Annotated in this window: 15 protein-coding genes; 7 read left to right on the top strand and 8 right to left on the bottom strand. The window is 41.7% G+C overall.

Annotated features, from left to right (window positions below; all coding sequences use genetic code 11):
• Window positions 1-561, top strand: a complete 561-nt coding sequence (locus tag ACRRSW_RS20380; protein WP_432460289.1) for a hypothetical protein — start codon at window positions 1-3, stop codon at window positions 559-561.
• Between the two features lie 146 nt (window positions 562-707).
• Here ACRRSW_RS20380 and ACRRSW_RS20385 read toward each other — a convergent pair whose 3' ends face one another.
• From ACRRSW_RS20385 to ACRRSW_RS20395, 3 genes are all read right to left on the bottom strand, one after another.
• On the bottom strand, window positions 708-1,274 hold the full coding sequence (locus ACRRSW_RS20385; protein WP_432460290.1) for a class I SAM-dependent methyltransferase: 567 nt from the start codon (window positions 1,272-1,274) through the stop codon (window positions 708-710).
• A 50-nt stretch (window positions 1,275-1,324) separates the two neighbouring features.
• Entirely contained in the window at window positions 1,325-1,846 is a 522-nt protein-coding gene (locus ACRRSW_RS20390) for a MarR family winged helix-turn-helix transcriptional regulator (protein WP_432460291.1), read from the bottom strand.
• Window positions 1,847-2,090: 244 nt separating this feature from the next.
• Window positions 2,091-2,888, bottom strand: coding sequence for an MBL fold metallo-hydrolase (locus tag ACRRSW_RS20395; protein WP_432460292.1), 798 nt, complete (start codon window positions 2,886-2,888; stop codon window positions 2,091-2,093).
• 286 nt (window positions 2,889-3,174) lie between these two features.
• On the opposite strand from ACRRSW_RS20395, the gene ACRRSW_RS20400 reads away from it, so the two are divergent.
• The gene (locus ACRRSW_RS20400) at window positions 3,175-4,275 is read left to right on the top strand and encodes an ISAs1 family transposase (RefSeq protein ID WP_432452595.1); all 1,101 of its coding nucleotides are present in this window, start codon (window positions 3,175-3,177) and stop codon (window positions 4,273-4,275) included.
• A 272-nt stretch (window positions 4,276-4,547) separates the two neighbouring features.
• Window positions 4,548-5,483, top strand: coding sequence for a fibrinogen-like YCDxxxxGGGW domain-containing protein (locus tag ACRRSW_RS20405; protein ID WP_432455728.1), 936 nt, complete (start codon window positions 4,548-4,550; stop codon window positions 5,481-5,483).
• A gap of 914 nt (window positions 5,484-6,397) precedes the next feature.
• Here ACRRSW_RS20405 and ACRRSW_RS20410 read toward each other — a convergent pair.
• From ACRRSW_RS20410 to ACRRSW_RS20425, 4 genes are all read right to left on the bottom strand, one after another.
• Window positions 6,398-6,949, bottom strand: a complete 552-nt coding sequence (locus ACRRSW_RS20410) for a hypothetical protein (protein WP_432460293.1) — start codon at window positions 6,947-6,949, stop codon at window positions 6,398-6,400.
• A 310-nt stretch (window positions 6,950-7,259) separates the two neighbouring features.
• A complete protein-coding gene (locus tag ACRRSW_RS20415) occupies window positions 7,260-7,907 on the bottom strand; it encodes an START domain-containing protein (protein ID WP_432460294.1) in 648 nt (215 codons plus the stop codon).
• Between the two features lie 408 nt (window positions 7,908-8,315).
• Entirely contained in the window at window positions 8,316-8,897 is a 582-nt protein-coding gene (locus ACRRSW_RS20420) for a rhomboid family intramembrane serine protease (protein WP_432460295.1), read from the bottom strand.
• A 122-nt stretch (window positions 8,898-9,019) separates the two neighbouring features.
• A complete protein-coding gene (locus ACRRSW_RS20425) occupies window positions 9,020-9,427 on the bottom strand; it encodes a PH domain-containing protein (RefSeq protein ID WP_432455725.1) in 408 nt (135 codons plus the stop codon).
• A gap of 423 nt (window positions 9,428-9,850) precedes the next feature.
• On the opposite strand from ACRRSW_RS20425, the gene ACRRSW_RS20430 reads away from it, so the two are divergent.
• The gene (locus ACRRSW_RS20430) at window positions 9,851-10,870 is read left to right on the top strand and encodes a patatin-like phospholipase family protein (RefSeq protein WP_432455724.1); all 1,020 of its coding nucleotides are present in this window, start codon (window positions 9,851-9,853) and stop codon (window positions 10,868-10,870) included.
• 337 nt (window positions 10,871-11,207) lie between these two features.
• A complete protein-coding gene (locus tag ACRRSW_RS20435; protein ID WP_432455723.1) occupies window positions 11,208-11,810 on the top strand; it encodes an alpha/beta hydrolase in 603 nt (200 codons plus the stop codon).
• A 99-nt stretch (window positions 11,811-11,909) separates the two neighbouring features.
• Here ACRRSW_RS20435 and ACRRSW_RS20440 read toward each other — a convergent pair whose 3' ends face one another.
• Window positions 11,910-12,395 (bottom strand): MarR family winged helix-turn-helix transcriptional regulator, encoded by a 486-nt coding sequence (locus ACRRSW_RS20440; RefSeq protein WP_432460296.1) that lies wholly within the window; start codon window positions 12,393-12,395, stop codon window positions 11,910-11,912.
• Window positions 12,396-12,518: 123 nt separating this feature from the next.
• On the opposite strand from ACRRSW_RS20440, the gene ACRRSW_RS20445 reads away from it, so the two are divergent.
• Both ACRRSW_RS20445 and ACRRSW_RS20450 read left to right on the top strand, forming a co-directional pair.
• Window positions 12,519-13,424 (top strand): DMT family transporter, encoded by a 906-nt coding sequence (locus ACRRSW_RS20445; protein WP_432455721.1) that lies wholly within the window; start codon window positions 12,519-12,521, stop codon window positions 13,422-13,424.
• Between the two features lie 2 nt (window positions 13,425-13,426).
• Entirely contained in the window at window positions 13,427-14,020 is a 594-nt protein-coding gene (locus tag ACRRSW_RS20450) for an NADPH-dependent FMN reductase (RefSeq protein WP_432460297.1), read from the top strand.
• Window positions 14,021-14,165: the final 145 nt, after the last annotated feature.

Raw genomic sequence — 14,165 nt, forward strand, 5'->3', positions numbered from 1 at the left:
ATGGTAAAGCACTCCCCTCGAACAGCATTAACTAGTTCATTATTTTGTTTCGCAATTTGTCTCATATCTATCGTTATGCTTTTCAGCACCAACATGCTCAATTTTTTTAATCATCAAGTCATACATAATTACCAAGTAATTTATCTCGATGCTAAATACAGCGGTTTTATTGGTAGCTCTATCGTTACTTTATCAGGAGCACTGTTTATGCTTTGGCAATATATTTGCCTAAAACGTTCAAACGAAAGTCTAAATGCTAAGCACCAATCAGTAAAAGTTCTTACTATAGTCGTGATTATTGGTTTCCTATTTATTTTCCCTGGCCAGTCACTAGAAAAATCCCGTCTAGAATCTCGAGCTGAAGAAGAAGGTTATCAAGCTTGTCCACCATTTACCTTATTAATCAGTTCCGTAAGTATTGATGCATGGGTAAAAGACTTTGAGCTATGTAACGACCCAGAGGTAGGTAAACTGGCTAGATATGGTTACCCTGAAGAACCCGAAAAAATAGCTAAACTGCTCTCTAAACGTAAACTGGAAAAAGCGCTAACGAATTACTAACAAATTATCGAGACAGCCAGCGCTTGGCAGCTGCCATGCCTTTAATTCGTTGTTGATTGTGCCCACGCTTATAGCGCTCTAGTGAATGCCCAGCCCCAACCACGCTGGCAAAGTGATGCTCTAAACCAAGCCTCCTTCAAATTCATCTATTTCGTGAGTAACACACTCATCCCGCCCTTTTTTCGAGGAGACTCAATTGCCTTCAAACCTACATCTTCAGCAATCGATAGATATTGCATAAAAGCTGACTTTTTGACATGAAAAAATGGCTCTACTATTAGAAATTGGCCATCATCGCTAAGTGTATTGGCTACCTCTTCAAAGAGACTTCTCTGGTTGGGAACCTCATGAACCATGTAATAAGCTAGAACAAAATCCGCTTTAACTTCAGATTTAAGTGCCAGACTTGATGGTTCACACTGATGCAGTTCAACACGTTCATTCAAAATAGAGCCATCCAGCTTTTTCTTTAGTTTAGCGAGCATTTGAGGTTGTAGATCAACCGCAATAACTTGACCAGTCTCTCCAACGAGTTCCGCCATTGGAATTGTAAAAAAACCTGGGCCACACCCAATATCTATAACAGTATTCCCTGGTCGAATATAATCTAATGTTATCTTTTTGGGTGATTGAAATAAACGGCGAGCCACGTTATCGAGTGCAAAGGAGTGCCTGTGATTACAAATATGTAGCTCATTTCTTAACAAGTTCATCTTTTTTTCCTTAAGTGTTTAGCTGGTATACACTTTAGCTAAAAAAAGGGTTACTCCGAAGAGTTAACCCTGCGAATGAGAAAATCTTCCGTTCTTTCGAGAAACTCAGAAATCACTTTAATATCCTCTTGACCTAATTCTTGTATATAGTTAGCAAACCCGCCATCCATCTTTTCATGCCACTCTTTATGAGCAACAAAAGCAATTTCCCCTTTACTCGTTAATCGAACAATGGCTCTCGAAAGATTGTCTGGAGCAGGGCTTTTCTCGGTAAAACCTTTCTTCTCCAGTTTTTTTAGAGCTTGAGAAACCGCGCCTTTTGTTATCCCCAATGCGTTAGCAATGTCTGTGACACTTAAGTCGCGATGATCACCGATAATCTCTATTAAATGGATCTCTGAGTTCGAAAGTACTTCGTCGGTACCAAACTTTCTTGGCGCCTTTTCCATCTGCTGAGCAAGCTTTATTAAAGACTGAAACTTACCATTTAAAAATAACATTGATTCTTTGTTCATACCCAGAGCGTATAGCAACTTAACACTTGATTCAAATAAAATTTGCGATTCAGCCATAACTAAGTTATTTATCTACTGATCGAGACAGCCACTTTAAAATTTTTGTTAAATCGCTTCCATAGGGCAACAAGCAAGACGGCAAGCGCAGTTATTCTAGATAACCTGAATCACTCCCGAGTGATGGATGTCTTAGTTTTCCTGCTTTAAACCTATTCGCTAAGATGGATGCTTTAGTTTTCCTCACTGTCACACCAGCTAATGTAATAACTCAAACAGGTCCAATTTAAATGCACTCGAATACTTAAACCTTAACCGTCAACGTTGCTCCATCTTCTGGGATGATCACCTTGTCAGCGAGGCCTTCAAAATCTAGGGTATGTCTCAGTACATTTCTATCTATTGGGCAGTGATTTAATGCTTCCATGTGGTTTGCGATAACTTTACTAGGTGATAAACGAATAAACTCCAGAACTTCATCCTTCGACATTAACAGTGGCTGACCAACATCCATTTGAGCCTGACCAGCCGCAACCACGGTGATATCTGGTTTCAGATCTCTCAAGGCTTTTTTGACATCTGCGGTTAAGACCGTATCGCCACTAATATAAATGCTTGGTTCATTAGGTAGTGCTAGGAAAAAGCCACAACCGTTAGCCATTACTTTATTAATCCAACCATGCCCGTGTTGAGCGGGAATTGCCGTAATTTCCCCACCTAAATATGCCGTAGGCTGCCAAGGCAACAAGCCATTAGATACCGTCATTCCATACTTTTCCAAATAAGCTTTATCTTTATTAATCGTGGTTACAGGAACCGATTTCTCGATTAAGAAATCCTCACCTTTTCGATCTAAATGATCAACGTGTTGCAGTGGCTTAAAACCAAACGTTTGACTATGAGTGATTAATGCATGAGTTACTTTCTTTAGAATAATCTTGGCATTTGAAGGTAAATCTACGGTTGGATTGTTTTGGGCTTTGAATCGGAATAGCGAAAATGGCGGCAATGAACCTTTTTCACCGAGCATAGGATCAACCAATATATGATATTCACCAGACTCAATGACAAAGGTTGCGCTTCTCAAGTGATGGATTTTCATTCTTATTTTTTACTCTTATACATAACAAGTATGCCAAATTATACAATACTAGCCCAATAGACAACGACCGCTTAATTAGGAGTATTTTGACAGACATTCTAACTAGCAAGTGCTGCTTCATCGAGTAATGCTTACGATTTAAAGCGGCCTTCCCAAAAGCGACTGTCTTGACCGAGGCATGGCAATAACTCCAAGAAAACACTACTGACAGTTCAGGCTAGGGCGGGATCGCACTTTGTTAACAGATATGATCTAATACCTCTAAACCCTAAGCTACATAGTTATTTTGAACATAATTGAACATTTATCAGTCGTCGAGGATACTCGATCTGACATCAATCAAAAGCATGACCTTATTGACGTGATTTTCCTTGTTATCAGTGCTATCGCATCAGGATGTGAAGGCTGGCAAGACATTGAATATTATGGAGAAGAGAAGTTGGGCTGGCTGAGGAAATATAGACCATTTGAACACGGGATCCCAAGACGACACACGATTGCACGCATTTTGCGTTCTGTTGTCGCGGAGTCTTTGCTTGAGGCATTAGCTCTGTGGATTAACGAGCAGCGAACGAGTCAAAACAGAGCCATCATCGCATTTGACGGAAAAGTACTGCGTGGCTCGTACCGAAATAACAAGAAAACAGCATTACAATTGGTTACAGCCTATGATACTGAACGTGGTCTCGTTCTGAGTCAGAAACCGACAGCGAACAAGAACGGCGAGATTAGCGTTGTGCGCCAAATGCTTGATGTTATTAACGTAAAAGGCAGTGTTGTCACCGTTGATGCTCTACATTGTCAGCGCGATACACTAGAGAAAATCGCAGAAAAGAAGGCTCATGTTGTCGTTCAAGTAAAAAACAACCAACCAAAGTTGAGAGCGGCTGTTGTTGAGCAGTTTCAAGCCGTCTTTGATGCTGGTAAAGAGAAGGTCGTCACTGAAATTAAAGAAAAACACCATGGTCGTAGCGAAGAGCGATACGTCTTTCAACTAAAGGCCAAGTTGCCCGAAGAGTTAGCAAAGAAATGGCCAACGGTAAGAAGCATCATAGCAGTGGAACGCCACCGCGTGATAAATGGGAAAGGCACTGTAGATACCTCGTATTACATAAGCTCAATGTCACCGAATCACAAATTGTTAGGCCACTATATTCGTCAGCATTGGCGAATTGAAAACAGCCAGCATTACGTATTAGATGTTGTTTTTAAAGAGGATAACTCTCGCATTACTTTAGACGGAGCGGTGGAAAACATAGCTCTATTTAGACGTTTTGTGATGAACATGCTCAAACAATGCGATTGTGGAGCGCCAAGTCACAAAGTGAAGTTGAAGAAAGCGGGATGGAGCGACGATTATCGGGCACGAGTCTTCTTTGGGTTATAAATCCATCAAAGTATGCTCCCGCCCTGCAGTTCAGGCAACTAATGACTGAATACCAGTTGGGATGGATGTCTTAGTTTTCTGCCGTAGGAACAGGTGATCGGAATAAACCGAAACAAGCGATCGCAATCACCGAAATACGCAGCTTACTTCACTCTAAATGATTTTATCCCAGAAATTTACAGTTTTATAAAAAAACGGCATCATAATATTTGAATTATTTATAAGGTAAGTGTATTTTTGGCATTTTAATTAGATAATAGGTTTTTGATGAAATGAAATATCAGATAGCAAGCTTGTTTTTTGTGACTTCACTGGCTGTTCAAGCCAACAATACAGAGATGCCAACAGTGCTATCAATGGATGAAACTATTGATAACGAATTGATTGCTACTAGTAGCGTAGAATTTACTTTAGTGAAAAATGGTGAGTCGGTTGTTTCAATTGTTAATGATTCTCAGTTATTCAACGGATCAATTAAGAACGAAAAAAATATTTATTTTGAAATAGAGGGCATGCAACAAAAGACCTATTTTGTTGGCCTTAAGGATGCTAATTCTGATTATTACGGGACTTGGTATTCAGCTGAGGGAAAGGCTGGAGATTGGAGTTTGGAATTTCCGAAAGTTCAAACTGTGAGACAAAGTTGTAATGATATTATTTTAGCTGGGGAGTCTACCGGTGATGGTTATTATGTAATCGACCCTGATGGAGAAGACTTTGGAGTAGCTCCATTTGAAGCGTATTGTGATATGACTAATTATGGCGGCGGATGGACTCTGATTGTCAATCATCGAGACAACCTGCCAGCTAAAACTGCAACAAGCAGTGTTAAACTCGATGAATTAGGGGTTCTTGAGAAAGATAGCTGGCAAGCTTTGTTATCTCTAATGAGTGAAGGTTTTATGACCATAGACGAGCATGGAAGAGTCTCTACTATTAGTGTTGACACTATGCGTTTAGCTCCTGCTAGTAAACAGCCTGAAGTCGTTGCAGAAGATTTAGCTACTGCTTCGGTGTTGTGGGCGTCAGTTACTGATTGGGCTAGAAACTTCTCTGCGATATTTATTACCGCTGCAAATACTAGTGGGACTCATTCTATGAACGGGGCATCAGTATACAACGCTGGACCTGTGAAGTTTGATGTTTATCCATATAGCGGTGGCACGTCCTACAGTCAACAAAATAAGATGCTTTACTTTATAAAGTAACTTTCTAAGGGAGGTTTATTTATCTCCCAGCCTCGTATTAGATAAAGCGGGGCTATGCTACTTCCTTTAAACTATGAAAGTAGTTGCTCTATTTTCAAGCAATTTAAAAATTTCATCAAAAATTTTTCCTTTTGTATTTTTATAACAGCCACTTACAAGCCTCTGTTAAATCGCTTCCATAGGGCAACAAGATTCACTCCTCATACACAGAAAGCAGCCTGATGTTGAAAAGTTCAGCATTAACAAAGAGGGGGATAAAAACTGGCATTCAGCGAGACGGAAGACACTAAATATCAAGACACCCAAAGTAACACGACCAAAATCCGAAGCCTACGACCTTAATGTACTCATGACTGCGTAAGCACAAACATCAATAAGTTATTTATGACAGCCACTTTAAATCCACTCGCGAGGATGGATGCTCGTAGCTCTTGCCCATTTGCTTATCTTGCCCGTCGAACACAGTGGGAATAAGGTGTATTCGATAAGCTGACTTGCGACTGTCTTGACCGAGGCATGGCAATAACTCCAAGAAAACACTACTGACAGTTCAGGCAACTAATGACTGAATACCAGTTGGGATCAATTGGGATGGATGTCTTTTATTCTTGTTTATTCTCTGTTGGCCTGAGCAACGACAACCTAATGAGACTTGCGTGCTTCGATACTTATCCACGGCAAGCCTTCAGACTATCACCTTCATTTCGTATCTTTTGTGCTCACGGGCTCTACAGAAGATTGTTCTTTAAGTTGATCCTTAAGCTTAGCAATTTTCTCATAGGCAAAGAAAATCCCAATTTGCGAACTTATAAAAAAGACGTAAAATAACCCATCCTTTTTCGAGGGTTCACTATTACTCCAATACCAAAATACTAACAATGCAATTAATATGTTTAAGATAATTCTAATGACCATCAATATAGTTCCGAAGTAAGCATTATAGTTCTATTATTAATTTCTTTGCTGACTTTATTTAACTCAGATTTATTAAATGCAACTGTCCCCCAAATGACTAACATTACAATTCCACCTTTAGCCAATTTTTGGTTACTTCTCGCACTATCAATTAACTCTTTGACGCCTAATCCTGAGGCACTAAGTCCAATGTAACTAGCAAATGAATCAATGAATTCATGAAAGTCTTTATCTGCTTGTAATTCATCATTAGTCATCGACCATATCCCCCATTGCGGATTTAAATATGTAGCATCCAGAGCTTTTGTTATTAACTTACTTTTTAAAATGGGATTGGAGAGTGACCTAATTAAAACCATCGCATCGACTCGTTGCTTCTGAGTCAAATGTCGATATAAAATTGTTGCACAGATAGAGTCAATTTCCAGCTGCCCTCCTCTTTTAAGAAGTTCCTTTTTAATTCCAATAATTTCTGATAGAACTGATAGCTGAGCTGCTCTACTGGCAGATAAATTATATGGCAAGTTAGCGATTGAAATTAATTTAGTCATAATTCACCTTGTTAATGATTAACCTATACAGCCACGAACAAAACTGAACGGATGGTATGCACTTCAAATTCAATGAAAATACTTTCAATCACAAACAATGATATCACCTCAAGTATGATGTTTAATTAATACTACTTTGCTAGTGTACGCTCTATTTTGCACCCTAATGTCTTTTTAATCAATAGCGGTGAGTGTTCTTTATAACTAAAAGAAGAGACTCGCCTAACTTGATAAAAATATGTTATATATCATAAACTTTCACCATTAAAGCAAACTCAACATGACTCCGACACACAATAATAACAAGCCCTCAATAGGCATACTGTTGTAATGAAGAGCTTTCGATCAGCTTGATTAGTTGATGCAGAGAAGCAGTCGTTGAAGCGATCAGTTGTTGGTTATAAAATAACGCCGGAACATTGCCATTGGGATCGAGCCAAGCCTTATAATTCACCAGCACTGCACCCGATGCTTGTTGCTGCAAGGTCCAAGTGGCATTGGTTGCGCTCACACGAACCCACTGAGGATTCGGCGGGTAACGGTCTGAACAAGCGCTCACCCGAATTTGAATGCGCTTCGGTTCAAAGTCGGTGGCAACACAAGTAATAAGTTCTCGATCCGTAAACGGCCAAGGACTTTTGATGATAGTGCGTAACAAAAACTGTTGATTGGAATATATTTCCAAGGTTTCAATTGCTTGTAAGTGTTCGAACCATTGAGCGGTTCGCTGCAGATCAGACAAGACTCTAAATACCAATTGTAAATTTTGCTCCGTAGTAAATTGGGCTTCGACCTGTTTATAGGGACTATGTTGGTATTGGCTTAACTCGATCTTAAAGTCCGCATTGATTAAGCTTTGGTCTGCCGCTTCTCGCTGGGAGACTGAGCAACTGAATAAACCCAACAACGCCAACATGATGGTTAAACGCTGTACGCTTACAAATAGCTCTCTACCCATTATTCATCCATTATTGTGTACGTCCTGATTGGCCACTATAGCAGTTTAAACGCACACTCGGTGCCATCAACGTTCAGCAATTTTTAAGCCTCGCACTTTCAAGCCATTTGGCAAAAACACGCTTATATTAATTATGGTGCTGAAGAACTTGTGATTGGCTTTTTTGATAGTCATCTGCGGTAAGCAGCACAACTCTGCAAAAAAATCTGGCAGTCTAGTAACATGCGTTTAGAAAATATCGAGAAGCTGCTGTCAAAAGCTGACGCATAATTATACATCGCCAAACACCAGAGAAGATAACGGATCATGCCAACCGTAATTTTTGTATCTTAAAAGAAAGTTGGCCGTTCAATCGTGTAAAACATTCACCAAAAAATAACACTAAGCACGTTTTTAGGTGCTTTCCATTTAACCGCTCTCGGCTTGCTTACCCATTGCTCTTGGCTTTAACCGACAATAGATAATCGCACCCATAGCCCCCATCGCATGTCCTAGGTGGTCAATGTTCAAATCCAAGCTCACACTGGAATGACGGTAAAATGTTGATTGCAGAGAAAACAACGCCATCAGAAATACAAATAGCAATATTGCACTCCCCCACTCCTTAAAACTTAAGCCATCTTCATCAGTAAAATATGCCGCAGCCAAACCAAATATCCCGCCAGATATTCCACATACTGAAACTGGTTCGGAAAAGAATAAAATCGATGGAATAGACGCCACGCTTGCCACACATAACACGGCAAAAAATCGTCTAGCCCCCACCCTTCTTTGGTAGACAGAAGCAACGCCCAAGCCAAGCACATTTGAAAAAAGATGTAAAAGATCAGCGTGGATCAACAAGTGAGTCATCGCTTGTATCGGCCAAATTTTATTGTGTTGAAAATCGTTATTAAGTGAGAGTAAGCGATAAAGATTGTCGTTAACCGTGATAAAACCAAAATCGCTTGTCACCAGAAATACCAACATCAATAATAGGCCTGAAAACATCGCCGCCCAAACAAGGCCAAAATGTTCCCTGTAGGATATGGGCTTCACTTTCAAACTATTCGGCGATGGTTTTAGCGCCAGTAATCCACCCCCATAAATAAGGCTGGATACAAGAAATAAAATCATGATATTACGGGGATATTTCCTTCGATATACTGCTGTACCTCGGGCGTTATTTTGGCAATTTTTTCGACGCCTTTTAACTGAGCCTTCACGGTAATTTTTCGGTTATTTTTAAATTTGAATTTAATGGGCCGCTGCAGTAAACCCTTTCCAATTTTTACATTCTCAATGTCGTCGTAGGTAAAGAAGTCATAGCCATTAAACTTTCCGAGTAGACTCAACTTATGAAAATAGATACCCGCTTCGGTCACGGCTAAAAAATAGCTTTTCATGCTAAATACAGCCAAGGGACCAATCAAAAAGAACAACCAGATCTTTGGTGGCTCTATGGCTTGAAAGAAACCAATGAATGAATCACTTTCTTGCAAACACGATTCTATATGCTGCTGCGCCTGTTCTTTGTTCACTCAATTGCCTCCAATTTTATATGCGCTTCAAAACATCTGACAATGTATAAATCCATTGTTGACAGCAAATTTGTCTGACAACACTCCACTAACCATCTCAAATAAGCATTCTAACTTTAACATAAAATCACTACTTATCAGACAATTAAAAGCTATGTTACGTCCTTCATCAACCGTAAACATCCGCCCCCTCTGCAGCTGTATAAAGATAGTTCTCACTTCACGCCATTCTTTAATGGCAAATAGCTCATTAATAGCTAGGCTTTTAGGAGGACGAATCCTCTACTGAATGTACACACTCGCCCCCATGCAAGAACACCAATAGGGGCCAAGGATTGGGATTTAATTAGACCCTAACCGTGCTTGGGGTATCGCCCTAAACAGCAAGATATTTAATGGCATCAACCATCGGGAGATAACAGCATGAACTATCACTTTAAAAACTTCGTTTTTGAAGGAGGTGGTGTAAAGGGCATCGCCTACCTTGGCGCACTCGAAGTGTTTTCAGAGAGAGCCATTATTCAAGATATTCAGCGGGTAGGCGGAACGTCTGCCGGAGCAATCAATGCGGTGCTGGTGGGCTTGGGTTACACCAACGAAGAAATGAAGCAGATCCTGTGGTCTTTAGATTTTAACAATTTTATGGATGATTCCTGGGGCGTGGTTCGAGATACCGAACGTTTAATAGAGCAATTTGGTTGGTATAAAGGCGACTTCTTTCGCAATTGGATAGGCCAATTGATTAAACAAAAAACTGGCAATAGCGAGAGCACTTTCGCAGATATTGAAGCGATGAAAGACAGTAAAGGCTTCAAATCTATGTACTTTATGGGAACCAACCTATCAACATCTTTTTCTGAAGTATTCTCAGCACAGCATACGCCAAGGATCTGCGTTGCCGATGCAGCGAGGATTTCGATGTCGATCCCACTATTTTTTGCCGCTAAGCGTAGTATCCGTGGCGATGTTTATGTAGATGGCGGAGTACTCGACAACTACCCCATCAAGCTGTTTGATCGCCAGAAATATGTGAACCACAACTACCATGAACCCGATTACTACAAATCAATCAATTCACAAATCACCACCCTGCAACGGCCTATCTCTAACTATGTGTATAACCGGGAAACTCTTGGCTTCAGGCTCGATTCAAAACAAGAGATTGCAGTATTTCGCGATCACGCGGCGCCTAGTCAGCAAAAAATCGATAATTTCTTCGATTATAGCTGGGCACTGATCCATACCATATTAGAAGCACAGCAAAATGCGCACTTACATAGTGATGATTGGGCTCGCACCGTGTACATCGACACCCTAGGTGTTAGCACCACCGATTTTGATCTATCCGATGAGAAGAAAAAAGCCTTAGTCGAATCGGGTCAGGTGGGTGCGAGTCAATACCTTGATTGGTACGACGGCAACGAAAACAAACCGAATAAATAAGTTCTAGTGATACTCATTCCTCTTAGAAAGGCACGCTTTAACGCTGAAGGGCGTCAATATAACAAGGCTCTAAGGCGAAATAAATGAGACCTGTTCATCGAATTGCCAGAGACCGTTAGCCTCCAATCTCTAGCGTTCGATGGATAGGCCTCACCCCAAGTAAAACAAGCGAAGGCCAAAGAGTCTTAAAATACTGCTCCCACTTCTAGCGACCAAGCCAAATTCGCGAAAGATTATCGCCATAGCGTTAATAATCACTCCCATTTTTGAAGACTAATCATCAAGGAGAAGATAGTTTAAGCTAAACACCATTATTTCATTCAAGGTGTGTCAGCAGATGAGTAAACAAGCAGTTATCATGTTACATGGCGTCGGCAGCAGCGGCGAAAACCTGCAAGGCCTGGTCAATTATTGGACCGAAAGCCTACCCAATACCCTAGTCATTGCCCCCAATGCTCCCTTTCCTTTTGACCAGGGCCCTGGCTACCAATGGTTTAGTGTGACAGGGATCAGTGACGAAACCCGTCCATTACGGATTACCCAAGCACGAAAAAGCTTCGATCTGAGCATTCAAGCCGTACTAGAAGAACATCAACTAGATCCACAACATGACCAAATCATCCTTGCTGGATTCTCTCAAGGATCAATTATGGCCTTGGATTTACTGGTAAGTTCCCGCCTACCAATTGCTGGCGTGGTGGCCTTTTCTGGCCGATTATCTTCCCCCGAGCCTTATTCTAAGAGCCAAGAGCAAGCGGTATTGCTGATCCATGGGCAAAAAGATCCGGTAATCGCCTGCTCCGAAAGCCAAATTGCCGCACAACGCTTAAGCGACTTAGGCTACAAAGTAGAAACCCAATACGAACCCGACACCCTACATAGCATTTCTAACGAGGGTGCAGCGAAAGCCGCCAAATTTATTGCTCAGCGTTTTAGCTAAGCAAAATCGAAAAACCAAAGTATCGCACTTCACTATGCTGAAAATAAAACGGAGCGTTGACCACAAGCCGGCACCGTTTTTAAGCGTTGTTCAGGCTGCTTATAAACCCTCTGAGAGCAGTAGCTTTTTAAGTAAACCAGCGAGTTGTTGTTGCTCTTTTGGATCCAGCGGACTCAGCATTTTGTTCATATTGGCAACATGAGCGTTAAGTGCTTGGTCGAGCAAGACTTGGCCCTGTTCAGTGAGTCTCACCTTGCAACTACGTCGATCCTGCTCACTGGCAATCCGCTGCACCAAGTTACGTTGCACCAGCTCTTCAATACGTTTGCTTACCGCACCAGACGAGATCATCAGCGTTTGATAAAGCTGAGTCGGCGTCACGGCTTCGCCACTGCGGCGCATCGTTGCCATAATATCGAACTCAATATTGCTTAATCCATACTGGTTAAATATCTGGTCTAGCTGGTGTCGCCACTGACAGTGAGTTCTACCTAAGCGTCCCACCACCCCCATGACCGAACAATCTAAATCAGGTCTCGCCACTCGCCATTGAGCGAGGATCTTATCAACTTTGTCTTCCGGCATATTTATCTCTCTGGTAAAAATCTTTTGTAAAAGATACTTGATTAAATCAACGGCATCCATTACTTTTAAGAAAGTATCTTCCAAGGAAGATAATTAACCCTATTATTGCTATCGAGGTCCATCATGAGCCCCAGTCAATCACTGAAGAATATTATTTTATCCGCCATCGCACCCATTATTTGGGGCAGTACCTATATTGTGACCACAGAGTTACTTCCCCCGCACAGCCCACTGATTGCAGCCTCTCTGCGGGCTCTTCCCGCTGGCATTTTGTTAGTACTGTTTAGCCGAGCCTGGCCTAAGACGGGCTGGTGGTGGCGCATTGCCAGCCTCGGCTTGTTAAATATTGGTCTATTTTTCTATTGCCTATTTTTTGCCGCAACTTATTTACCCGGTGGTATGGCGGCTTTGGTGATGTCAATTCAGCCACTATTGGTGATTGGTTTAAGTTGCTTGCTATTAGGCAACCGGATCTCATCGGCGCAACTTTTTGCTTGCGGATTAGCCATTGGCGGGGTCGCACTACTCGTTCTCAATAACCAGGCTCAGCTTAATTTGGCTGGAATTTTGGTGGCGACTCTTGGCACCATCAGCATGGCTTTAGGCGTGGTGATGACCAAGAAATGGGGGCGCCCCAGCGGTATGACCATGCTTGGATTCACTGGCTGGCAACTCTTATTTGGCGGTTTAATGTTATTCCCTATTGCGCTTTGGCAAGAAGGTTTTCCCAGCCAACTCTCGACGAACAATTATCTAGGCTATAGCTATCTAAGTTTATTCGGTGCCATGATCGCTTACTCACTTTGGTTTCGTGGGATTGAAAAACTGCCAACGGTAACGCTGTCATTTATCGGTTTTTTAAGTAGTGTATCGGCCTGTTTTCTAGGTTACTTACTGCTCGACCAAACGCTAAGCTGGCCACAGCTGGTTGGCGCATTCGCGATTTTGTTATCCATTGTATTGGCGACGCCTCGTGCACCTCGCCAAGCAAATCCTCTCAAGTTTCAATCTCAAATATGTAAGGAGTAACAATGAAAATTTGTATTATTTCTGGTAGCCAACGTGCTAACTCATACAGTTTAAAGGTGGCTAATTACCTGGAAAAACTAAGCCTCAGTCATTTTGAACAGGCCAGTGTTTTCGATTTACATCAGCTCAACTTGCCGTTTTGGAATGAAGGCTTTTGGAGTGGTAGTGAAGAATGGCAAGCTTGGCGACCCATTGCCGAATCCCTGAAACAGGCCGATGCTTTTATTTTCATCACGCCAGAGTGGCATGGCATGGCAACGCCCGCACTCAAGAATTTTTTACTATTATGTAGCGACCAAGAGCTAGCCCATAAACCTGCACTGCTCGCCAGTGTATCGGCCAGTATCAATGGTGTTTACCCAATTAGTGAACTTCGCATGACCGGTAACAAAAATAATCATGTTTGCTTTTTGCCGGACCAGCTAATATTTCGCAACTGCGAAACGCTATTTAAGTCTGATTTATGTTGCGAAGATGCTCAGTTGCACCAGCGTAGCCAATATAGCATGCAACTACTTGCGGCATACGCCCAAGCGCTCGCTCCGGTGCATCGAGAGATGCTAGAGCTTGGTGAAACATTTCGTTATGGGATGTAGTGAATGAATCACCTCGCGACCATGCCTTACTTTGAGTGCCGTTTTTGCAGCGTTTTGTTCATATCTGATTAAACACCGAACAGTCCTGTTTATCTTACTTGGTCAACCAAACCATTCATGGTATCGATAAACAGGCTCGCCTCAC

Source organism: Agarivorans sp. QJM3NY_25, from assembly GCF_050870875.2.
Classification (GTDB): domain Bacteria; phylum Pseudomonadota; class Gammaproteobacteria; order Enterobacterales; family Celerinatantimonadaceae; genus Agarivorans.

Coding starts and splice junctions, on each gene's coding strand:
- ACRRSW_RS20380 (WP_432460289.1), top strand. CDS start 1: ATGGTAAAGCACTCCCCTCGAACAGCATTAACTAGTTCATTATTTTGT.
- ACRRSW_RS20385 (WP_432460290.1), bottom strand. CDS start 1,274: ATGAACTTGTTAAGAAATGAGCTACATATTTGTAATCACAGGCACTCC.
- ACRRSW_RS20390 (WP_432460291.1), bottom strand. CDS start 1,846: ATGGCTGAATCGCAAATTTTATTTGAATCAAGTGTTAAGTTGCTATAC.
- ACRRSW_RS20395 (WP_432460292.1), bottom strand. CDS start 2,888: ATGAAAATCCATCACTTGAGAAGCGCAACCTTTGTCATTGAGTCTGGT.
- ACRRSW_RS20405 (WP_432455728.1), top strand. CDS start 4,548: ATGAAATATCAGATAGCAAGCTTGTTTTTTGTGACTTCACTGGCTGTT.
- ACRRSW_RS20410 (WP_432460293.1), bottom strand. CDS start 6,949: ATGACTAAATTAATTTCAATCGCTAACTTGCCATATAATTTATCTGCC.
- ACRRSW_RS20415 (WP_432460294.1), bottom strand. CDS start 7,907: ATGGGTAGAGAGCTATTTGTAAGCGTACAGCGTTTAACCATCATGTTG.
- ACRRSW_RS20420 (WP_432460295.1), bottom strand. CDS start 8,897: ATGTTTTCAGGCCTATTATTGATGTTGGTATTTCTGGTGACAAGCGAT.
- ACRRSW_RS20430 (WP_432455724.1), top strand. CDS start 9,851: ATGAACTATCACTTTAAAAACTTCGTTTTTGAAGGAGGTGGTGTAAAG.
- ACRRSW_RS20435 (WP_432455723.1), top strand. CDS start 11,208: ATGAGTAAACAAGCAGTTATCATGTTACATGGCGTCGGCAGCAGCGGC.
- ACRRSW_RS20440 (WP_432460296.1), bottom strand. CDS start 12,395: ATGCCGGAAGACAAAGTTGATAAGATCCTCGCTCAATGGCGAGTGGCG.
- ACRRSW_RS20445 (WP_432455721.1), top strand. CDS start 12,519: ATGAGCCCCAGTCAATCACTGAAGAATATTATTTTATCCGCCATCGCA.
- ACRRSW_RS20450 (WP_432460297.1), top strand. CDS start 13,427: ATGAAAATTTGTATTATTTCTGGTAGCCAACGTGCTAACTCATACAGT.